Here is a 24,686-nt window from a genome sequence, read left to right on the forward strand (position 1 = left end):
ATTAATTTACATCAAATTCTGCTGTTAGATATTTTTCATTTAACATTTTATTATAAATTCCTATGCCTACAAATTTATATAATTTTAAAAACATATTTTTCTGTTCATAATTTTGTTTATCATGAAGAAATAAGAATTTCTTAATAGAATCATTACTAAAATCCCTAATTATCTTATGCTCTATTGACATAGTCTCAGGAATAGATCAATAAAATTTATTTGTTGTTTTATTATATTTGGTTAATTTACCATAACTAGTTGAGTCTTCATCAGCTAAAATAAGTTGTTTTGAATTATCAAAAGTTAAGTAACCAGCTTGAAAAGTTAGCACTTTCATCTCATCTCTATAATGTAAAAAATTAGTTCTTCCTAAAACTGATAAGCATTGTTTTACAGTATAAGTAGAATTAACTGATAATAACTTATCAAAATTTCCTTTATAGTTCAAAATTTCATGTTTTAATTTATATTTTAAAATTAAAATTAGTTCTTCTACTATTAATTTATTATTTATAATAAATTCTTCTACAAGATCGTCTATTTCCAAATAATTAGGATATAAAGATAAAAACTTTTCCATACTTGTTATCTCGTATAAAAAGGATGTCATAAGTAAATTATCGAAGTCTAGATCTATATTCTTTTTATTAATTTTTCCCTCTAAACGATTTAAGAAATAACTTATTATTTGATGATTATCTAAAAAAATAAATTGTTTTAGTATATTTTTATTTCTGTTTGTATTATTCTCTTTATCTTTAAATTTTGATATTTCCTTTGCTGTTTTTAAAAATAGATCATCTAAAGCATTATAAAAATTTTGTAAAGAGAATTCATAGTTGTTAATTATTTTTTCTAAAGAATCACTACCATATTTTTTATAATATTTTATAACTTTACTTTTAATAATATTTTTATTTCCATATCATTTTTTTAAACTTTGCAAAATTATATTCTCAGTATGTTTTTCTAATGTTATTGTTGAATTATAAGGTAGTCCCTTTTTAATTACATTAAAATTTGTTCCAATTATTTGAGAACTAAATAGGTTTCTTATTCCTAAAGTAAGATCATATTTATTATCTATATTTGATATTAAATCATATACTTCTAATTTATTTTTTAATTCAGTCTTTCTAAGACCTCTACCCAATTGCTGCAAATAAACAGTTTTTGAATTTGTTGGTCTTAATAATATTATTGTATTGATCTCTGGTATATCTATACCCTCATTAAAAATATTTACTACACATAAATAGTTTATTCTACCAGTTTTAAATTCATACAATATTCTTTTTCTATCTTTATTATTTTCAGCTGTTAATGATTCTGCCCTTAAATTTTTTGCTTTTAAAAAATTAGAAATAATATTGGCATGTTCTATTGTGATACAAAAAATTAAAGCTGTTGGTCTGGCATATATACCCAAGTACTTCTCAATAGTCTTATATAATAATTCATTTCTAGATTGTGTATTAATTTTTTTAAATATTTCCCTATCTGAATTTATATCAACTCCATTTAAGTCAGTGGAAGTATCATCAATACAGTAATAATCAAAAGGACATAATAATTTTTGATTAATAGCATCTCATAGTCTCAATTCAGAAGCAAATTCATTATTAAAATATTTTTTTATATCTTTTCCATCTTCTCTTTCAGGTGTTGCAGTTAAACCAATAATTTGTTTAGGTTGAAAAAAATTAAAAGTTTTTTCAAAAGAATTTGCTGCAATATGATGGGCTTCATCAAAAATTAATATATCAAACTGGCTTTTTGAAAAATTATTTATTTTATTTGAAAGAGATTGGATGGTTGCAAAAAGATGTAAAGGTTTCTCACTAATTATTTGACCATCATATAAAACCTCTCCAAAATTAGGATTATTCAAAACTTCTCTATAGGTATTTAAAGCTTGATCAATAATTTCTTTTTGATGTGCTAAAAACAAAATACTTAGATTTTTATTTGAAGTCTCTCATTGTCTTTTAAAGTCAAAAGCCGAAACTAAAGTTTTTCCAGTTCCAGTTGCCATTACAATAAGATGCCTATTTTTTCCTTGAAATCTTCTATATGAAAGCTTATCTATAACATCTTTTTGAAATTTATATAAATTTCTTTTTTTATAAATAAATGAGTTATCTAATTCTAAAATATTTTTTTGCTCTTGATTCTCCTTAATTTTTTGAATTAGTAAATCTCTTTCATAATCATCTGAAAAATCAACCAAATTATCATCTCATAGTAAATTAAATTCCTCTATCATTTTTTGAACTAAATCATTATTTTCTTTTGAAGCAAATTTAATATTTCATTCCCTTCCACTAATCATTCCTTTATAAGTTAAATTAGAAGAACCTACTATTGCACTATTATAATTTGTTTTTCTTTTAAAGATCGCTGCTTTAATATGTATTCTTTCACTATGTCCCTCTAAATTGTCTTCTATCCTTATTTGAATATTGTCATAACTTTCAATTAATTTTTTTAGTTCTTGCAAATTATTGAATTGAGATAAATCATCAAATGTTGTAGAAATTATTCTTATTAAAATTTTATTTTTTTGACAATAATTAAATGTTAATGAAATCTTATTTAAAATAGATTTTGATATAAAGGGATAAATTAAATATACTTCATCTGATGTTAAAATTTCATTTTGTATTTCAGTTAAAAGTTCTTGCTCATCTTTATTTGTAAAAAATTTATCTTCTTTCATAATTTTTACTTGCTCCTATATTTTGAATTAATAAAAAAAGATAACAAAATGTTATCTTTTTTTATTAATAAACAAGTAAATTATATAACTATAATTTATATTTTATTATAAAACAATTATTTAATTAGTTCGTTATTTTCAAGAGCTTTATGAATCGATTCCATATTTATTGGTAATTTTATAAGGTTATTTAATGGTAAATTATTTTTAATTAAATATAAAAATAAATAATTTATCTGCCTATAATTATCAACAGCTATAACCAAGGAATTCTCATAGTTATCATATTTAAAGGATCTAATATTTTCTTGTAATAAAAACTCTCTAAATTTTTCTACATCAAATTGATCCTTAATAAATAATTTGTACTTGGAATAAATATTTAATGCTTCTTTTGAACCTTCAAATATTTTTTTCCCCTTTTCTAAAATAATATAATCATCAATGATATCTGAAATCTCATCAATATTATGAACAGTAATAATGATTGTTTTACCTTGATTCTTAAAATCTATTAATAAGTTTTTAATTTTATTTCTTCAATACGAATCTAAATTTGCTCCTGGTTCATCCATAATAATTATTTCCGTATCTTTAATAAAACACAATATCAAATTTAGACGATTTTTCATTCCTCATGAGAATTCACTTATAATTTTATTTCTTGTTTCTCATAAATCAAAGAACTTTAGTCAATACTCAATTTTTGTTTCTCTATCCTTTTTATTTATTCCAAGAATTATGCACATGGTTCTTAAAAAGAAGACAGCATTAACACTATATAGTGAAAAATCTGTTTGAGTATAAAAACTAATTAGTTTATTAATTTTATAATGAGATATTTTTTTTCTTGATACCCCATTGATATAAATATCTCCTTTAAAATTTCTTATAGATCCAATTATGGAATTAATTAAAACACTTTTACCACTACCACTAGAGCCAAGAATAGCTGTTATTTTTTGAGAATTAATATCCATATTAATTTCACCAATTTGATGAGTTTTAAATTTTTTTACAAAACTTTTGATATTTATTTCCATATTTATATCCTAACTTAAATCGAATTTGCTATATCGATAACAAATCATTGCAAAAAATCCAATAGATAATAAAGCTTGAATAGCCAAATATATTCATGGCTTTGTATAATGGTTATAAGAATTTTTATCTATAATATTAAATTCATTTAATATAAAAGTGTAATTGCTATAATTTAGAAACATATTTTTTTGATTATTCAAATCAATTTTTGATTTTGAGCCATTTTTAAATCAAAAATCCTTATAAGAAAATCCTGATAACTCTGTATAATTATTTCAAATACCATTAAATAAATTTAAATTATTATATAAATCAAATTTACTTCTTGCAGAATAATAGTTATTTCATCCATCATTTTGAACATCAACTGAGTATTTGGAAGCAACAATATACTTACTAGTGTAATTTATAAAGTACTCTTCCAATACCCTTGATGCTAGCATTAAAGGAAAAAATAAGTCATTTCTTATAAATGAATTTTCAATTGTTCCAGACTTTAAAGTCAATCCACTTTGTAAAGAAGTTGATGAATTTAAATTATATTTATAAATATTTGTTAAGTAATTTTTTTTAAATACAGCGCTTATAGTTTTATTATCTTTATAAATTTTACTTTTGGATTCATCAATAAAAACAAATTCCTCAAAGTAATCACTTGTAAATTGTTGAAAATTTGGTAGATAGCTTTGAATACTATCTAGAAAATCACTTAAATCTCTTAAAATTAAGCTTAATTTCTTATCACTCTTTTCAGTGTCTTTTATTAATTCCACTAATTTATCTTTTGAAATGAATATATTTTTTAAATATATTTCTGTATCAATTAAATCATCTGCTTTAAAGTCTTTCAGATCAGTCATGTTTGAACCAACAGGTAAATTTTTTATCTTTAAATTTTTTCCAGTAATTAATGTTTCCTCTTTTTTAATGATATTTAGTTTGCTTCAAAAGTTATTTATTCTTTTATTTATTGAATCTTCCAAAAAAAAGTCTTCTTTAGTAAATTCATTTTCCTTAACCATAAATTCATTTAGAGCATACGATAAATATGGATATTTTATTTGATAGTTTAATACATATTTTTGTAAGTCAAATGAGTCATATAAGTCACTTATTTTATAAATCTGTCCATTATTATAATTGAACTTTATTGTTCCTTGACTTTCTTTTGCTTCTATAAATTGACGAGGAATGTTTGAAAGAAAAGTAATAGATATTAATAGTGTACAAATAATTGTTGTAAACTGAATATTTGAAAATAATAAAAGTAGTAAGATAAAAGCCATTAGAAAAAGTGAAGATACAAATGAATAGAGAAAAAAAGCTAAATTTAGTTTTGCAATTAAATTAAAATTTTCTGTTAATAAGTATCCAAATAGAGTAATTAATAAAGTAGAAATTACTAAATTAAATAGAACCACAATATTTATTAAAGTATATTGACTTGTTAGCATTTTAACTCTTGAGACTTGATTTGCTAAAACTAAATACAAGAGTTTATTTTCTATAGAGTTAACAAAATAAAACTGCATGGACCTCAAAACTAAAAGAAAGATAAATAATGATATATAAATTAAAATATAAAAATTAAAAAATATAACTATTTGTTCTCCTGTTGTTAAAAAAAATAAACTAAGAGAAAAGAAAAATGGAAAAAACAATAATAATAAATTTAAAACTATAAATGATTTTTCATGAAATATAATTTTAAAATTAAATATTAACAATTTATTAAAGGATATACTATTTTGTATTTTCATAATTTTTAAGTAAAAAAATTAAATTTTACTTCTTTCAATTATTATTGAGTCATCTGCAAGAGGTTTTCCATATTCTTCAAATACAAAAACAATATTTAGGAAATTAAATTTTAAAAGTATTCCAGTTTTTCTTTCTTGATAACCTTTATATCTTCTAATTTGTTTATATCCATTTTCTGTTTTCTCAACATCTGAATAAATTCCAAATCAGTTTGTATCTGTTACACTTCCATTAGAATAATAATTTGTAAAGTATAAATTAAAAATTCCTTGATGACCATTCTCTAATAATTTATCTCTAAAATCAATTTGATTATCATTTAATAAGGATAGACCTTTATTAACTGAGGCAACATAACTTCCATCACTCACTTTTTGTAAATTATCTCAAATATTTCCTTCAATTTCCTCATCTCTAACTTTACCACTAAAAGCAAATGGTGTTTGAAATTGACTACTTCCATTTAATATTGTTGATTCTCTTGTATCGAAAACATTTTGAAATGATTTTATACCTTCAATAGTATTAAAGTAAATTGCATTTCCAAAAGATGTATCCTTAATTAAATTTTCCCCATTTAAATCCTTATTTTCAGCATTATCAATTGCTAAAGAGTATTTTATAGCCACACTATTTATTGGTAACTTATAGTTTGAGTTAATTACTAAAGATAATCCTTCAAGTGTAACTTTACCATTCGCCAATGAGTTTGTATTTTTATTAACTCCGTTATAATTACTTTCTGCTAAAAAAGTTTTAAATAAAGTTTCATAGTTTTGATACATGGTTTTTAGATTTTTATTTAATAAACTAAAAGCATCTTTATTGACATTTTTTGTGCCATAATCTTTAAAGTTTACTTCATTTCCATTTTCCTCTATATTTATTAAAATTGATTGATTTGCATCTTTATAATTTTGCCCATCCTTTTCATTTAGAAAAGCATTATAATTATTTGCTTCTACTTTTGAAGAAATTGAATTTTTTGAAATAGTTGGCTTATTATTAGATGAAAACTCTAATCCAATATTTATCTCGCTCAAATATTTATTTTTAATAAAATTTATAAATTCGTCTCTAAAATCAGTTGAAGCATAAATATTCTCTATTATCGATGCTCTTTTTTTACTATTAAAAAAATCAAATATTTTATAGCTAGTTCTTTTATCCAAATTTAATAAACTATTTTGATAATCTAATCAAGAGAATTTACTTTCACTACTTAGGAAATCATTTTCAATATTTTTTTGAATTTTATCAATATTTTTTAATAAAACCTCATCATTTGTATAAGTAAAGACTAATGGAATTGTTGTATCAAAACTTTGCTTATTACCATCATTATTTTTAAATTGAATTGTGATTTTTAAATTAATTACTGTTGAAGATAAAAAGTAATTTGGATTTGACTCTTCATTTTCCTGTCAGTCTTTATTTGTATATTTAATATCAATAGAATTTTTATCAAAGTCCAATGAATCAACTACTTCATTATTTCAAATGATGACATTAAACTTATCTGAAGAGTTTGCTAATTCATTTAATTTATTTCTTAGTTCAACTGTTCTTAAAATATTATTAAAGTCAGTTACAATATCATCTTTTAAATTTTCAGTTAAGTCTTCTCTGACATTTAAACCCTCTGGACTAGTATTTGTTCCATATTTTTCAATATTTTTTCTATTAAAAAAGTTATATACTCCATTATCATCAATTAATCCTAGTAATTTATTTTTTTTAGAATTAATAAATGAATCCATAATCTCGCTTGATTGTTTTTTAAATTGTTCAATCAATTCCGAAACATCATTATTTTCTTCAATTGGAGGCTGTTTTTTATTTCCACAGGCAATAACTGAAGTTGTTGCAGAGGAAGCGATTCCTAAACCTGCTAATATAGTTAATAATTTTTTCATTTTCTCCTTCACAAAAATGTTTGAAAAAAAATAAGTAAGTACTAAGCTCTTTGTTCTTAAAATCAATATTATCTAAAAAAAAAAAAAAAAAGCAAGGACTTGCTTGTTAAATAGCATAAAAAATAATTTTCCATTATTAACTTATTTAATAGATTTTATATTTATCTCAAATTTTGAAAATGAGACTTGTTGTATATTTTGAAAATTTTTCAGAAGAATAACAAATAGGAACTGAAATAAGTGTTGTGCCAATTAAAATTATTAAGGCATATACTATATTTCTTATAAGAGCTGGACTAAAATTTAAGAAGTTATTATTAAATAATTTCTCCATAAATATTATTTGAATAAGATAATGAAATAAATAAACATATAATGATAATTTTCCTAGATAATCAATAAATTTATTACTATACGATGGAATAGATAGGAAAATTAAAAATAATGGAATAGACATAAGAAATGTAATAATATTTGAGGTACTCATTGAAATTTTATAATTTATTACATTCATATTGTAATACATAATAGGAATGTAAATTAGAAGAAATAAGAACATTGGAATAAGAAATTTTTTAATACCCTCTAAATTATAATATCTCTTAATTCAGGCTCCAATTAAATAAAAAGTAATCATATAAAATAAATTAAACATTGTAAATACTTGTCCAAATCTATATAGAGAGGTTGTTGCAGAAGAAAAAATAAATAATAAGCATATTGATATAAATAAAAAAGTTGATGTGGTTTTGTTTACAAAGTCATTTAGATATTTAATAAATGGTTGTAATAATAAAAAGCATCAAATATACCATCAATCTCTACCACCAAGAAATAAATTATTTACATGATCAAGTATATTTGTAAAATTATTAATTGAAAGACAAACTATTGTATTTATTATTAAACAACACATTACAATCATAAAAAGTTTTAAAAAGTTATAATTTTTACTATCCACTTTAAAATATCCAGTAATAAGTATGAAAACGCTCATAGAAGCTCCAATAATTGGTTCTAAAAAAATAATATTTTGATATCCGAAAGCAGTTCAGTCATGATACAAAATAATTAAAAAAGCCATTAAATATTTAACCAATTGTAGATTGCTGTTATTTCTTCTCATAAATTCCTTTAAAATTTTATTTCACAATTTATTATATAGTAAAAGAGCACATAAATGTGCTCCTTCTAATAATTAAATACTAAAGTCTTATGTAGCTCCAACATTTTTTCAGTTGAAGTAAAGTGATCAACTATTTGTAATGCAAATTGTAAAGCCCCCCCAATTGAACTTCCAGTAATAAAGTTTTTATCAGCAATTGCAGATATATGAGGTTTTTTAATTGCTTTTTCTAAATTAGATGTGCATCCAGGATAATGTGTAACTTCAATTCCATCAACTAATCCCAACTTACCTAATATTTCTGGAGCAGCACAAATAGCTGCAATAACTTTATTTGCCTTTGCATGTTTTTCAAGTGAATTCATTAAAATTTCACTTTCCTTTAAATGATCAACACCAACTCTTCCACCAGGTAAAATTAAACAATCATATTCAGAAAAATTAATATCATTAATTAATTTATCTGCCATAATTTCAATATTTCAAGCTCCCTTTACTTGTTTTGAATCATTAATTGATACTATATCAACAACAGGAAAACTTTTAGGAAATAATTTTTCTGCTCTTCTTAAAACATCTACTGTTGCAACAACTTCTGTATCTTCAAAACCATTAGCAACAAAGATAGCCACTTTTGCCATTTTTTATTCCTCTTTTCTTTTAATATTATACTACTAATTTTTATATATAATATTTATAGGTGATTTCTATGGGAACTATTAAAAATTTAATACTAGTAACAAAAATATTCAAAAAAGATAAAAATAAAGATTTATTTAAAGAAAATAGTTCTTCAAAACTAATCCACAATCAAGAACTATTAGAAATAAATATAAGAACTATTAGAAATGCTTCTAAAAAATTTAGCTCATTAATTTTTAAAGATAAATTTTCTCCAGAAAATGGTTTTAGACTAATTTATTCAAAAGGATTTAATTCTTTTGGTTTTAAAGAAAATATAGACTTAGTTATTTGTGATGTTAAAAATAAAGTTATTGAAACTTATTCAAATTTTGGCCCTAACAAAATGACAAAATACTACAATAAGGCATCATCAATATATGTTTTAGCAAATAATATGAATCAATATCTTAATATCAAACAAAACGATTTATTGAAAATTTTAAAATAAAATTGACTACCTAGGTAGTCAATTTTATTTTTTAATTATATTTTATTGTTATCTTCCAAAGATTCTTGTTCAACTTTTGACCAAAAATCTACTGCTAACATTTTATCAACAAATTTAGTAGAAACATGCAATCCATTAAAATAAAAGTGATTTTTATTATGATTTAAGCAAATATGAATAATTGTTAATGCTAAAAACCTATGATTTTCGTCAATTAGCTCTTTTGATGATTTTTGCTTAAATTCTAAGTAGTCATAATTTTTAATCAATAATTCTTTCATTGTTTCAATTCCAGGATTATTTCATGATGTTAATAGGTATTCTTTTAATTTAGCAATTTTTAATTTTCCTTCATTTCCTTTTGACAATCAATAATTAATTATTTTCTTTTCAAAAATCAATGCAAATTTCTTTATTCCCTCATCTAAAGTAGGGAAAAAATATTGACTTGGTTCCAATTCCTCTTCAAGTTCAAAATGAATTAAAAGTCATGAAGTTGGAAATTTAACTACACCCAATTGATCTGAACTTAATTGATAAACTTTTTCACTCATATTTAAACTCCTTTAATTTATAAAATTATATCATAATTATAAATTTTTCTTACTTCTCATTAGTTTTCTTTTATTTCATAAGAACTGAGGGAGATTTTTTTCTAATATTTTTAGTTGTTATAACAATTGAAACAAAGAATGAACCAAAAACAAGAATAATTGCCAATATTGGACTTCATCAAGTTAAACCAAATGGTATTGAACCAAGTTGTTTACTAATTACGTTAAATAATATTGATATTAGTGTGAAGTTTGCAAACACTCCTAATGCGTAGAATAATGCAGATAATATAGTAACACTACCAAATGTATATTTAATAATTTTTCAATTTGAATACCCCAATGATTTCATAACAATCATAAATTTTTTATATTGATTAACGTATAAATCATTTATTAAGGTAATTGTTAAAACCATAATTATTATTAATAAGCATATTGCCACAGTGGCTACACTTAAAATTATAGAAGATAATTGGTTTATTAGAGCTTTTTGCTGACCTAATAAAACTGTTGATTTCATTTCAAGTGTACTTGATCCATAATTATTTCCATTCATAGTATCTTGACCTGCTTTATAGTCTCTTGAAAAAGATGCTTGAGTTGTAATAAAATATGGTTCTTCTGCATTTGATAATATACCACTATACCACATACTTGGTCTAACACTTTTTTGAAAGTCATTATCACCATAAATTAAATCTTTAATATTATTATCAGCTTTTTCACTAAAGTCATTTGGATTTATATAATCATATGTTTTGATGTCAACTCCATTAACATTATAAGAACCAACAGGTTTCGAAGTGTCTTCATATTTTAAATTGAATGGAATATATTTTGAAATACCATATCCACTTAATATATTTACAATACTTTGATCTGCAATTACTATAGGCTTTCCATATACTCCAATTGACCCAATTTTTTTAAATTTTATTTTTTCAATATTTTTATTATTTGATATTCAATTCATTTCAACGTTTCCTAAAGTTATTGGCCCATCAGTTTCTCTTAGAGTTCTTGCAAAAAGGTTTTCATACCCTTTTGACATATATTCAACTGGAACTCCTGATAAGTTCTCTTGCTCACGTTCAAAATTTCCTGATGCATCATAATATAGAGAATAAGGTTTGAATGCAAAATACTCGCTATTATTGTCTAAATTCGGGTTAACTTTTGCTCAAGCTTTTCTAGTTTCTTCTGGAACAAAATCTGAAGCATCCTCTTGTCATCATTTACTACTATCTCTATTCCCACTCTGTTTCAGCTTCATAAAATTCTCTTTATAGATTGATGGAATAAACATTGTTATATTATCAAAAGAATAGTATGGTCTTATTTCAAAATCCAATTTTTCACCTTCTGGTGTTGGAGTTGAATTTAAATTGAAAAATCCATAAGCATTATCTTTAAGTTTTATATCATTTTCACTCTTAAATAAATTAAACCCAGTTTGATCAAATATTGGAGCATGTGTAAATTTACTTGCAGATAGTCCATCCATATCAATAAAAGGTTTAGAACTAGATGAGTTTTTATATTTTAATCAATCACCATCATCATACATTCATGCCTCATTTGGAATATTTAAAGCGTTTTCTCTTAATATAAGTCTATCTTTTTGAATTTTTGGACTTTCAAGATTATCTCAATTTTTATCTAATTCAAAATCTGTTTGTTCATTTGAAATAACAGGAATAGTTAAATTTTTTCCATCATAAAATCTACTAATTTCTTTTAGTTCATTCGGTTCAATTTCTTCACCTTTTATTAATTGTTGCAAGATTTTAATTTGATAATCACTAATAAATAAATTTTCTCTATCATTCATAGTCATTTTATAAGCATTTTGAGTTGCTTGTAAACCAGTTAAGTCTAACTTCCTATTATTATTTGTCATAACATTTAGTCTTGTATAAAAGTTATCCACTCCTGGAATATATTTATTTATTTGTCAACCAAAAGCAAAATTATTAAGTCTATTTTCTGATCTAGTTACATATTGTTTTATATATGAAGGTGTTTGAGCAATTATAATATTTACAATTTGCTCTTTTCAATCTCCCTCTGTTATTGATGAGCCATCAATAAAGTTTATCAACAATTGTGGTAATCCATCAGTTAATAATCCAGATAGATCTTTTATTTTTTGTAATCTATCTTCAAAGTTTTCTAAATCAGGTGAATTAGAATGAATTGTTCATTCTAATATTTTTTGAATATCTGAAATTGAGATTCCTTTACCAACAAGTTGATTAATATTATTACCTAATAAACTTGCAATTATTGCAATTAAAGAGTTTTGTTCACTTGAATTATTTCCTTCAGAACTAACTCCATTCATAAAATTATAAAGTCAATTTGCTTTTATTTGATTATTTTTTCCCTGACTTAACAAGATTTGAGGTATTGCTGAGTTGTCTGAAGGTGGTCCAAAATCAGATACGTTTTTAGATATTTTTGTTATTCCACTTCCAAAAATATTATTGCTATCAAATAAGGATTTCTCATAATAGTCAATTTCTCTCGTTGGTGATAAAGAAGTTTTTGCTAAAGGCGCATTTCCTATTAATTCTCTATTTTCAAAATAATTAGAGTAATAAACATTTTTATAATAACTTCCTACCACATTTTGAACTAAACCTGGAATTGTTAAACCAAATGATACTAAAAAACCAGCAAAGAATACCGTTGTAGCTGAAAGAATTGTTTTAGAGAAACCAGAGGTTGCTAATTCTATACTAAATCTAGTAGAGAAAGATCTTTTTCTAAACATTTTATTATTAATTTTGTCCACTCATTTAATTCTTTTAACTTTTTCCATTTTATACATAATTTCTAACGTCGGTTTTTTAACTAATAAAAACGCTGTAACAAATGAAATTAAACATAAGAGTAATCCAAAAATCAATATAGATATTAGTAAGGCTAGCGGACTAAAAATAATTAAATCTGATTTCCCTGAAGAAAATTGCAAGAATACTTTTGCAACAAATTCTTGAATAAAGGAACCTAAAAGTCAAGCGATGGGAGCCACAAAGATAGTTACAATTATTCCATAAGATATATATGACGATGAAATTTCAAAATTCCCAGCGCCCATTGCTTTTAAGATAGCAATTTCTCCAGAGTTTAATTCAACTGTCTTTTTAACTGCTACAACAGTTGCTATTATTGTAATTATAAAAACTAAAATTGAAAAAGCATAAGAGAATATTTTAAACCCTAAAATTAGCATTGGTGCAACAATTCAATTAAGTTTAAGATTGCTTGAATCAAATGTTGAATATGTATTTATAAATGACTCATCATTTAATTTATCATTATTTCCAGTTATAAAATTATATGAATTGTATATTTCAACAATATTATTAAATGAATAAGCTCTATATTTTTCTAGATTTTTTTTACTCTCTGATATATTTTCTTTATTCTCAACAGTTAACATTGAATAAATAGACTTTGTAGCATTTTTTTCCAATTGAGTAGATATTATTTTATTAAAGTTATCTTTTGTAGCAAAAATTATAGCATTCTTCTTATTATTTGGAAGTGGATCTTGAGTATTCCCCATTGGAAAATAACTTAGAGGTTCTACAGCAAACCCTGAGATAACAAAGTTGCTTTCACCTAAGACTATATTATCCCCTAGTTGATATTTATTTGCTGTTGCAAATTGAGGATTTATTAAAATTTCATTTTTGGTTCTTGGTAAATTTCCTTCATATAAAGTTAATTTATTTTTTAAATCATTATTAATATCAATAATTCTATAATTAACTTCAGATATTACATCTGTAAATTCCATCTCAGCTCTAGCTTCATATTTAAAGCCCATTGCCTTAGATAAAATTTCATTTTTAAGATAGAATGCCTTTGAAGCCGATATTTCCTCATAATTATATTTTTTATTATAATTATCAAACTCTTCAAAATCTCTATTATAACCAATTAATTGTTCAATACTATTATTCTCATAATGCCTTAAATGTTTACTACTAAAACTACTATCATAATTATAAATTTTTCCACTATCGCTTCTTTTAACAATAATCTGATTGAAACTTCCTCTCATTCCCTTTTTAAATATATCTTCTTTTGAGTTTGGATATCTATCTAAATCAGGATCTGCTGAACCTAAATCAATATTGTTTTTTCATGGTCTAGAATTATTATCAACAAGAAAATTATTATTAACTCCTAATTCTTCTTCATTTCAATCATTTGGTAAAGTAGGATTAAATCCAAAAATTCATTTAAATATTGATAGTGCAAATTTTTTATTCTCAGTTTTATTTTCTTCTTCTGACTTTTCTAACAAAAAATTAAAACCTATTTCATTATTTTCATTTAATTTATTAAATTCTGCAATTATATCTTCTCTTTCTTTTGAATTAGAATTTGCTATTGCTTGATTAATTCAATACGAAGGATATTCAGTTGTTGAATTTATCAATTGTCTAATAAAAGTTTCTAATGCAAAATAGAGATATCGATTATAAATATCAAAATCATTATTATCATCTAAATCATTATTAATAAAATTATCATAGTTAATGAGTTCTTTAGTTTTTAACTCATAAAACAAAGTGTTTTTGACATAGCTTGGAGGATTTTCACTAAATAAATCTTCTAAATAATTCTTTTTCAGCAGTTCAATCGTTGGTAAATAAAAATTTGAAATAGTGTTATTGTAATTTGCAGCAGTTTTTGTTAAATATGAGTGAGAACTTGCACCTGGATAATAATTAACATCTAAGTTTGGATCTCACTTAACTTCATCTCTAATTGGATCATAAGTATATTGAAAAATGCTATATCAATAATCTCTATGTGCTAACATTTCTAAAAATTTTTCTTGAATATTTGAATCTTCAAAAGTTTTAGTTAAAAAAGTTTCTTCATAACCCTCACTTGAAAAATTTTCAAAGTGAGAAATATTATAATTCAATTCAATTGCTTTATTACTTCTTTGACTAGTTAAATCATTTGAATCTTTAACATACAAAAACTGATTATTAAGAATATCCATAGGAGCAATTATATTTGAACCTTTTCCTTCTGATAAATTAACCCCTACTACCTGTTGGTTAACAAAATCAAATGGGTCCATTTTAGACATAGTTTTTTCATAATCTTCACTAATTCTTTTGGTTGTTGAAAAAGACACGCTTAAAATAAAGGTAGCTAAAAAACTTAAAATTACAATTACAATAAACTGTATTTTAAATTTCATTACACCTTTTATACCTTGTTTTAAATACAAAAATAGCGTCTTTTTCATTTTATCTTTCCCGACTTAATTGGTTTATTTTTGAAATATTATATTATTTCAAAAATATTTTATCATAATTTAAAAATATAATTTAATTATCGGGGGATAAAATGAAAAAAATAATATCAATATTAGCAGTAATGAGTGTAACAACTTCTACTCTAACTGTTGCATCTTGTAGCATGATAAATTTAAAAAAAGCATCAATTACAAATAAAGTTAGTAATTTAACTAAAATATCTGAAACTTTATTGCGAGGTTCAATGATTCAAAATGCAAGTCAAGAAACAAATACAGGATTTGCATATGATTCAAATTATTTAAATAATCTTGTCTACAACTCAAAAGCAAACTCTTTAATGCCTCTTTTTAAAACAGGTCAAGAAACAAATTTAAATAACCTTAGAGATCTTTATTTTGATAATCAAGATTTAAATAGAGATGCAATTAATGAACTACAAGAAAATTTTTTAAATGATAAAGTTAAAGCTCCAATAACGTCAGTTAAAAATATTGCAGGAACTCTTATATTTGCAATAACTACTCTCCAATCAAATGGAGGAATTCATCCAAGTATTTCTGGTCTAATTCAGGGTGCTATACCTCAACTTGGTTTAAATGATGGCTTAGTTGACTCTTTAAACAGTAAAAATATTCAACCAATTGCAAAATTAATTCAAACAATTAATGAGCCTTTATCAAAAACAATAGGTTTTTTGCAAGAGTCAAATGTTATTTATGGAGTTTTGAAGAATTTTTTTAATTCTGAATTTGAAAATGCTATAAAAGAGAAAAATGTTGAAGAAATATTTAAATGAATAATAGATTTTTTAAATGAGGTAAATTTATCAGGAGGAGCCAAAATACTTGATAACTTAATTAATTCAATATTAATTCAAGATAAACAAGCAGAAAAATTAAGTGGACAAATGATCGTAAATGCTTCATTGAATAAGTTTAATAATATTTTTGCCAGAGTATTAAAACAAGAAGATAAAATTATTAGCAATGAAAATATATATGATTTAAATAAAAATTTTGATAAAAACCTAGGAAAAATAATTGGGGAATTCTTTCAACAAATAGAAAAAAATAATCTAAATTTAAATATAGAAACAATACTAAAATTGGTTTTTGAAAAGACTGAAAATATTACAGATATATTATTTATAATTTCAGGACTACTTAAATATATTTCTTCAATAGATTTTACAAGTTATATTCCACTATCAAATGATTATTTATTTGATAGTGAAAAATTAAACAATGATTTTTTAAAGGAGTTAAATAATTTAAGCCTAAAAGAAAATCCTTATAGTACAGAGAAACTTTTAAAAAATCTTTCTACGATTACAGGCATTGAAAAAAATTTAGATGGTAAGCAAATGCAAAAACTCTTTTATTTACTTTTTAACTCTGGTGAAAAAGTAACAAATATTGATCAAAATGTTGGGTTAATAAGCTTAATATCAAAATTAAGTTCTCCAATACTGGGACAAAATAAAAAAAATAACTACTCTTCTCTTCTTTACGGAATTGGCAATGGACTTGCAATTTGAAAAGGATGATCTTTTGGTGGAATTGGACCCGATCAAGTTGGAAATGTACTTAGATGAGTAATTGGTGATGGTCTTGGATTTAATTCAGACTTTAGTGGTTTAAATAAAGTTATTGAAATATTAAATGGTATTGGCATTACAATAGATTTAAAAGTTAGTGAAAAGACAACAAATCAACTAAAACATCTCTTTAGTGCTATTTGAGATGAGGATTCAACTTTAATTGAAGATTTAACTGGACAAAAAATTAGTTTATACTCTATTTTTAAAAATGAAATTGCAAGCGGTATTACAATATCAAAACTTATTGATTTAATTTATAAAAATATAGCTCAGGCTGATCCAAGTAATAAAATTGATAGAGAAAAAAGTATTGATAAAAAGGCAGAAAAATTATCTATTGGACTAAATATCATTAGTAAAGAAATTGTAAATGATAAATATCAATTATGATATAAAAGCAAAAATAGTGAAAAGCAATTCATAGAAAATAGTCAAACGGGAGACTATAATCCCCTACAGGCCTTAATCTTATCTTCAACAAGAAATGGGCTTTACTTAAAAATTAATGAAAACCCAATAATAGTAAATCAAAAAGTTAAAGGTTCTAAGGCTTCGATGTATGCTTTGGGAACTAATTTTGATTCAAATGGAAATCAAGTATTTAGCAATTTTAGAGAATCTTCTATTATGGAAGGATTGGAATATATTTTTGATGATAAAATAACTAATTATATTTTAGAAGATATTGTAAAAGCATTTAATGATATAAATATGATTGATACTGAGGTTTCAAATAATATCTATAAAAAATTAATTCAAAGTAAGAATTTTAAAACAAAAAATTTAAGTTATGTTAATATAGATAAACCAAATTTAGTACAATCGATAACTTATGAAACTACCTACGTTGACCCCTTTAATAATAAAAGTTTTAAGTATGAAATTAATCTAATTCTTAAACCTGATCAAGCTTCATGAAAAATAAATAATATAAAAAGAGTATAAGCATGATTTTGGTTATAAAAAGTTTCTTTATGTAAAGAAACTTTTTTAATATATAATAACTATAATTAGAGGGAGTAGTCGGGGAAAATGAAAAGAATTATTTCACTTTTAGGAATAGTTTCAATAACAGCATCTACAGCAAGTGTCACAAGTTGCAGTACAATTAATAACAAAAAAAAGTCAGTTATTAATAAAGTAAATAATTTAACTCAAATATCATCAACTCTTTTAAGGGGTGCAATGGTACAAAATGCTAGTCAAAAAGTAAATTATGGACTTGCATATGATGCAAATTATTTACTAGATTTAATACACTCAAGCAGAGCAAAAGAACTTATGCCAGGTTTTAATACAAATTATCAAACAGATATGAGTTCATTAAATAGTAGTTATTTTAATCAAAATTTGACAAGAGAAGAGATAAATAAAATAGCTAAAGTGAATGGGTCTAATGATAACGGCTCTTTTCTTACAGATAATGTAAAATCTCCTGTTGGAGCTGCTGATTCGATTGGAAGTCTTTTAACAGTCTTTATAGGAATTATAAAGTCTAATGGAGGAATTCATCCAAATTCTTCAGGGCTAATACAATCTTTTTTGCCTGAATTAAATCTTAGTGAAGATAATGTAGATAAATTTAGTAGCGAAAAAATGGCATCAATTTCAAATACTTTAGATCAATGAGCTGATATAATTGCCATAACAATAAAAATAGCTGTTAGCGCAAAATTACCATATACTTTAATTTCGAATTTATTAAATGTTAATTTTTTAACAGCATTAAGAGAAAATAATTGAAAACTCATTAAAGAATCAATTATTAAAACTTTTTTAAATATAGACTTTGTATCAATATTAGACCTATTAGTAAATAATATTTTAAGAGTAGATAAAATTGAAAACTTAACAAATAAAAAAATAATGAACGCTGCTATAAAAAGATCAAATAATATATTTGCAAAACTTTCAGGTCAAAAAGATAAAGTTATAAAAAATAAAGATGAATTATATAAAGATATTGACTTTGATTTTGAAAATAAATTTGGTGATGTCTTTGCAGGATTTTTAAATAACTTAAATAATTTAGACACATCAAATATTTTTTCTATTATTTTTGATGTCCTTTTTGTTATTTCAGCTATTTTTCAAAGAATTACAAGTATTGATTTCTCACAAGACACTCCACAAAGCCATGATGATCTTTATTCATATAAAGGAGAAGTTGGAAGAAAAGAAAAAAGGAATTTAAAATTTTTAAAGGAACTTGCTGATACTGACTTTAAAAATAGTCAATTTAGCACTAAAAAACTAATCAAAAACCTTTCTATTGCATTAAATGCAAAAGATAATGATGGTTTAAATTTTGCAAAACTATTAGGATTATTATTTCAAAGTGGAAGTAGTAAAACCTTAGACATATCAAAACCAGGAATTCTTGGTTGAGTGCCATCTTTATTAGCAAAATTAGGAACTTTATCAGGAGATTATAAAGGTGCTGAGGGTTTTTCACCGCTTCTTTATGCAATGGGTAATGGTTTTGCACAATGAAAAAATATTAAAATTAATGTGATTGGAGAAATTGGACCTAATCAAATAGGTAATTTTGTAAAAGCTATTATTGATGCTTTTATTGAAAACAGAAGTATTAATGGTTTAGACTCTCTATTTGATTTTTTAAAAACTTTTGGTGTTAATATTCCACTTAGATTTAACCAAGATGAAATGATGAAAAAATCTTGAAAAACTTTATGAAGCTCTGAATCAACTTTTTTGAAAACTATCATTGGAGGAGAAAAAAATATATCATTGCAAACTATACTAAGTTCTCAAATATATGAAGGAAAAACTATTTCTGAAATATTGGATTTTATATATTATTCAATTAGCTCAACAAATCCAAATTATATAAAAATAAAAGATTTAGAAGAAACATCAACAAGATTAGCTGATGGAGTTAGAGATATTTCTTCAGCATTAGTTGACAATAAGTACTCTATTTTTTATGGTCAAGATACTCCATATAAAGAAGGTAATAATAAATATACAGCTCTTCAAACATTAATGATAACAAATAATAAAAATGGATTATATATAAATTTTGATGAGAAAAACAATAAAAATGTTAAAGGTATGAGATCTGCTATGTTTGCTCTTGGAAATGACTATGACGAAGATGGTAGACAAAAGAATACATTTAGAGAAAAAACGATATTAAGTGGTTTGGAAAAAATATTAGATGACTCTGATATCAACGATCTATTAGATCAGATATTGCTTGGTTTTAAGGATGTTAATAAAATAAAAAGTGAACTTACAACATATTATTATAAACCTTTAATTTATCATAAAAATTTTAAGACAAAAATTTTAAGTTATAAAGGCATTGATGAACAAAACACTGATGCTATTATAAAATATAGAACCTTATATACAATACCTGTCACGAATGCTACATTTACATATGAAGTAGAACTATTATTATTAAATGGCTCTAATGAATGAAAAATTAGTTCAATTGAAAAAAAATAAAAACTCGTTTAAAATACGAGTTTTTTAAATATTACATTATAAATATAATTGCTATAATAATTCCTAAAGTTAAAATTGGTAACAAAAATCATAACAATCATGTTTTTGATTTTCACTTTACTCCATAACCCTTTTTTTTATCTTTTTTAGGCTTTTCTTTTTTAGGAGGGACTATTTTAATCTCTACATTTTTATCTTTTGCCTCTGGAGGAGCTTTTCTTCATTGTTCAAATTCTTTAATTGGTTTTATTTCTTCATGTTTTTTTTCAAATTTATGAGGTTTCTTTTCTTTTGCTTTATTTAAATCCTCATCAATGAACTGCTCCCTTTCATTTTCTGCAAGTAATGGTTCATCAGAATCTGGAAGCATTTCAATATCTCCATTTGTTCTTCCACTTAAAGTATCGACAAAGTGCTGTGCTACTTCTCTATTTGTAGTTCCAAATGTAATACCATTTCCAAAACTATCATTTTGAAGCGAAACATAATGTAAGCCTCCAGCATTTTTTGAAAATTGCAATTGAATTTTTTGCAATGAATAAGAGTCAAATGGTAAATATCTTATTTGTGTACTTGAATCATCATCACTAATTTCTAAAGTAAAAGTTCTTTTAGATGTAATAAAAACAATTCCAATCATATTTTCATCATATCTTTTAAAACTTGCTCAAAGTGCTGATAAAACTATTTCATCTTCATCAATATAAGTTTCACTGTGTTGTCAAACTTTCTCTAAGATATTTTTGTATGTAGGCAATCAAATATAACCTTGTTGAGCTAATTCTTCTTTTATTTTTGCACTAGTTTTCATTTTTAAATTACCTACTCTCTATCTATTATTTTATCTTATTTCCTTTTGTAAATTTTATGTATATTTCCATTAATTTTTTTTCATAACTGCTATGAGGTTTAAAAGTAAAATAGTTTATATCTTTAATTTCATCTGGTAAATACTGTTGTTCAACTCAATCGTTTTCATAATTATGAGCATATTTATAACCAATGCCATGTCCTAATTTATGAGCATTTCGATAATGATTATCTCTAAGATATGGTGGAATTGGAGGTGCTAAACCGTTATTAACATCTTCTATTGCCTTTTCTAAAGCTAAATAAGATGAGTTTGATTTCTCACTTAAAGACATTTCTATAATAGCTAAGCCCAAGATAATTCTTCCCTCTGGCATTCCTATTTGTCTAAAAGTTTGGCATGCTTGATAAACTCTTATTGGAATTGTTGGATTGGCTAGTCCAATATCCTCATAAGCCATAATAATCATTCTTCTCATCAAAATTTCAAAATCACCTATTTTCATTAATCTTGCTCAATAGTGTAATGCAGCATCAACATCACTTCCTCTAATTGATTTTTGTAATGCTGATTTTAGATCATGATATTCATCACCTTCTCCTGTTCCCTTAGTAACAGCTTGTTCAAATATTGCCTCAATAATTTCATTATTAATTTTAATATCTGGATATAATTCGAGCATTAATTCTATTGAATTGATAGCCACCCTTAAATCTCCATTAGAAAGCTCACAAAGTTTTACAAATGCATCTTTTTCAATATCTAGATTAATTTTATTATTTTTTAATACTCTTTTTATACCCTCTTTCATTTCTTCAATAGTAATTTCTTTTAACTTTAAAATTGTACACCTACTTCTAATAGCAGGATTAATTACAAAATAAGGATTTTCAGTTGTAGTCAAAAAAACTACAACTTTTTTTGACTCTATAAACTCTAATAAATAATCTTGAATATTTCTATTCATTCTATGAATCTCATCAACAATTAATATTAATTGTTCATCATGATTTGATGATTCAATTAACTTTTGCAATTTCTCTTTTTTATCATTTGAGGCATTAAAAAAATCATATTTTGCTTTAAGATCATTTGCAATAGAAATAGCCATAGATGTTTTACCAACTCCTGGAGGACCATAAAAAATTAAATTAGTAAGAAATTTTTTTTCAACAAGTTTTGAAATTAAACCATACTTATTATTAATTAAATGTGACTGACCAATGATATTTTTTAAAGTATCTGGTCTTAATAAGAAACTTAAAGGTTTGTTCATTTTTTTTAACTCCTAATTGAATAATAGCATAAAAAAACTAACCTTTTGGCTAGTTTTTAAGACTTACCTGCATCATGCAAATCTTTAAATTTTCCTGGAATCTTTATTAATTCTTTATAAGTTCCTTGTTGAACAATTCCCTTACCAGGAGCTAATACAAATATTTTATCAACATCTTTTATAGTACTCAATCTATGTGCAATTATTACTGATGTTTTTTCTTTCATCAGTTCATTTAATTGAACTTGGATTTCTTTTTCAACAATATTATCTAACGCACTTGTAGCCTCATCTAAAATTAATAACTCAGGATTTCTAAGTAAAATCCTTGCAATTACAAGTCTTTGTTTTTGACCACCACTTAGTAATAAACCACGTTCTCCTAAAATAGTTTGATAACCATAAGGTCAACTATTAATAATTTGATCAATTTGGGCTTTTTTACAAGCTTCATGTACTTCTTCTTCAGTAGCATTAAAATGACCATATCTAACATTATCATAAACATCACCAAAAATTATTGATGGCTCTTGTTCAACATAACCAACGTGACTTAAATAACTTTTTAAGTTAAAGTCTTTTAAATTCTTATCATTAACTAAAATGCAACCCTCAGTTGGATCATAAAATCTTAACAATAATTTTGAAACTGTAGATTTACCACTTCCAGTTTCACCAACAAAAGCATAAGATTTTCCCTTTTCTAAAGTAATATCCAAATTTGGAACAATGTTAACTTCTGGTTTCTCAGGATAATTAAATTTAACTTTTCTAAACTCAATTTTTGAAATATTTTCATCAAATAAAATCCCTGATTTATCTTTATCATCAAGAATTGGTTCTTTTTCAATAACTTCATATATTTGTGCAGAAGATGCGGATGCTCTTGATAGACCTGGAATAATTGCAGCTATTTGTCATAAAGGACGAGTTAAACCAACCATAGCTGAAATAAATGATGGTAAAGTAGTTGTTAACATCTTATTATCATTAAAAAATTCTATTGCAATAGTTATCATAATTAAATTAATTAGAACATCTGAAGCAATTAAAATTGCTAATAAAGTACCATCTATTTTTGAAATTGGCTTAAAGGCCTTAATATAAGGCTTATGAAGTTCTTCTAATCTTGATTCTTCATATCTTCTTGTTCCTGTTGCTTTTACTAATTTAATTGCTCCAATTCGATCAATTACATCACCATTGACATCAGAAATTACATCTCTAACTTTTTTAACCTTTTTTTGATATTGAAGTGAAAACATTATTACAATAAATGTTAATGAATAAACACAAATACTTGCAACTAAAGCAAGTTGTCAATGAATTGCGAACATCATAGCTGTTCCCATTACAATAACTAATGGTGCTTGAATTACTCAAGCAATCATTCCTGAAATCTCGTTTCCGATAACATTAGTATCTCCAACTAATTTTGTCATTAATTTTCCAATTTTTTTATCAGAATAATAACTAATGTCTTGCTCTAATAATCTTTTTATTGTTAAATTTCTTAACTCTACTTCTATATTTACTGCCAGCATAATTGAACATGAGTTCCTGATATATGTACAAAAATATAGCAAAATTAAATCTGTAGCTGTTATAGCCATTCATGCTTTTCAAGATAAATTTCAATATTGTCCATTTTGAGCTTGTGCTGCACTAAGAACATTTCTTAGAAATAAAGTATTTAAACTTACTAAAAAAGCACTAAAAGTTACAACAAAAACTACACTTAAAAACAATGCCTTATATTTTCATCCATAAATTAATACTATTCATGAAAATTTAAGTTTATTTTTTTCTTTAACTAATTTATAAACCTTATCATCTGGAATATATTTTTTAGATTCTTCTCTATTATCAGCAACAATCGCATCTCCAATTGGATTATTTGTTGCATTATATGAATTATCCATATAAATTTTCCCCTCTATTTTATATTGTTGATATATTATCATAAAAATATA

The 24,686-nt window shown here is 24.2% G+C and carries 14 protein-coding genes; 3 read left to right on the top strand and 11 right to left on the bottom strand.

Going from position 1 to position 24,686, the window contains the following annotated elements; translation table 4 throughout:
- Position 1: 1 nt before the first annotated feature.
- The 6 genes from AAHM84_RS02755 to AAHM84_RS02780 all read right to left on the bottom strand — a co-directional run bounded on the left by AAHM84_RS02755 (position 2) and on the right by AAHM84_RS02780 (position 9,207).
- On the bottom strand, positions 2–2,719 hold the full coding sequence (locus AAHM84_RS02755; RefSeq protein WP_342258420.1) for a DEAD/DEAH box helicase family protein: 2,718 nt from the start codon (positions 2,717–2,719) through the stop codon (positions 2–4).
- A 116-nt stretch (positions 2,720–2,835) separates the two neighbouring features.
- The gene (locus AAHM84_RS02760; RefSeq protein ID WP_342258421.1) at positions 2,836–3,762 is read right to left on the bottom strand and encodes an ABC transporter ATP-binding protein; all 927 of its coding nucleotides are present in this window, start codon (positions 3,760–3,762) and stop codon (positions 2,836–2,838) included.
- Between the two features lie 9 nt (positions 3,763–3,771).
- Entirely contained in the window at positions 3,772–5,217 is a 1,446-nt protein-coding gene (locus AAHM84_RS02765; protein ID WP_342258422.1) for a hypothetical protein, read from the bottom strand.
- 324 nt (positions 5,218–5,541) lie between these two features.
- A complete protein-coding gene (locus AAHM84_RS02770; RefSeq protein ID WP_342258423.1) occupies positions 5,542–7,440 on the bottom strand; it encodes a lipoprotein in 1,899 nt (632 codons plus the stop codon).
- A 145-nt stretch (positions 7,441–7,585) separates the two neighbouring features.
- Positions 7,586–8,566, bottom strand: a complete 981-nt coding sequence (locus AAHM84_RS02775; protein ID WP_342258424.1) for an acyltransferase family protein — start codon at positions 8,564–8,566, stop codon at positions 7,586–7,588.
- A 65-nt stretch (positions 8,567–8,631) separates the two neighbouring features.
- Complete coding sequence (locus AAHM84_RS02780; RefSeq protein ID WP_342258425.1) at positions 8,632–9,207, bottom strand: DJ-1 family glyoxalase III; 576 nt, start codon at positions 9,205–9,207, stop codon at positions 8,632–8,634.
- A 68-nt stretch (positions 9,208–9,275) separates the two neighbouring features.
- On the opposite strand from AAHM84_RS02780, the gene AAHM84_RS02785 reads away from it, so the two are divergent.
- Positions 9,276–9,698 carry a hypothetical protein gene (locus AAHM84_RS02785; RefSeq protein ID WP_342258426.1) on the top strand — a complete coding sequence of 141 codons (423 nt, stop codon included), beginning with the start codon at positions 9,276–9,278 and terminating at the stop codon, positions 9,696–9,698.
- 35 nt (positions 9,699–9,733) lie between these two features.
- Here the strand turns inward: AAHM84_RS02785 and AAHM84_RS02790 are convergent, their stop codons facing one another.
- Together AAHM84_RS02790 and AAHM84_RS02795 are read right to left on the bottom strand one after the other, a co-directional pair.
- Positions 9,734–10,252 (bottom strand): hypothetical protein, encoded by a 519-nt coding sequence (locus tag AAHM84_RS02790; RefSeq protein WP_342258427.1) that lies wholly within the window; start codon positions 10,250–10,252, stop codon positions 9,734–9,736.
- A gap of 70 nt (positions 10,253–10,322) precedes the next feature.
- Positions 10,323–15,539 carry an ABC transporter permease gene (locus AAHM84_RS02795; protein WP_342258428.1) on the bottom strand — a complete coding sequence of 1,739 codons (5,217 nt, stop codon included), beginning with the start codon at positions 15,537–15,539 and terminating at the stop codon, positions 10,323–10,325.
- A 101-nt stretch (positions 15,540–15,640) separates the two neighbouring features.
- Here AAHM84_RS02795 and AAHM84_RS02800 point away from each other — a divergent pair, with 101 nt between their 5' ends.
- Together AAHM84_RS02800 and AAHM84_RS02805 are read left to right on the top strand one after the other, a co-directional pair.
- On the top strand, positions 15,641–18,097 hold the full coding sequence (locus AAHM84_RS02800) for a hypothetical protein (RefSeq protein WP_342258429.1): 2,457 nt from the start codon (positions 15,641–15,643) through the stop codon (positions 18,095–18,097).
- Positions 18,098–18,184: 87 nt separating this feature from the next.
- Positions 18,185–20,626 (top strand): hypothetical protein, encoded by a 2,442-nt coding sequence (locus AAHM84_RS02805; protein ID WP_342258430.1) that lies wholly within the window; start codon positions 18,185–18,187, stop codon positions 20,624–20,626.
- Between the two features lie 31 nt (positions 20,627–20,657).
- On the opposite strand, the gene AAHM84_RS02810 is transcribed toward AAHM84_RS02805, so the two are convergent.
- Genes AAHM84_RS02810 through AAHM84_RS02820 form a run of 3 tightly spaced genes read right to left on the bottom strand, consistent with a single transcriptional unit; the run spans position 20,658 to position 24,635 of the window.
- Positions 20,658–21,437, bottom strand: coding sequence for a hypothetical protein (locus tag AAHM84_RS02810; protein WP_342258431.1), 780 nt, complete (start codon positions 21,435–21,437; stop codon positions 20,658–20,660).
- A 25-nt stretch (positions 21,438–21,462) separates the two neighbouring features.
- Complete coding sequence (locus tag AAHM84_RS02815) at positions 21,463–22,713, bottom strand: replication-associated recombination protein A (protein WP_342258432.1); 1,251 nt, start codon at positions 22,711–22,713, stop codon at positions 21,463–21,465.
- 56 nt (positions 22,714–22,769) lie between these two features.
- A complete protein-coding gene (locus AAHM84_RS02820) occupies positions 22,770–24,635 on the bottom strand; it encodes an ABC transporter ATP-binding protein (protein ID WP_342258433.1) in 1,866 nt (621 codons plus the stop codon).
- Positions 24,636–24,686: the final 51 nt, after the last annotated feature.

It is taken from the genome of Spiroplasma endosymbiont of Dioctria linearis (assembly GCF_964030865.1).
Classification (GTDB): domain Bacteria; phylum Bacillota_I; class Bacilli_A; order Mycoplasmatales; family Mycoplasmataceae; genus Spiroplasma_A.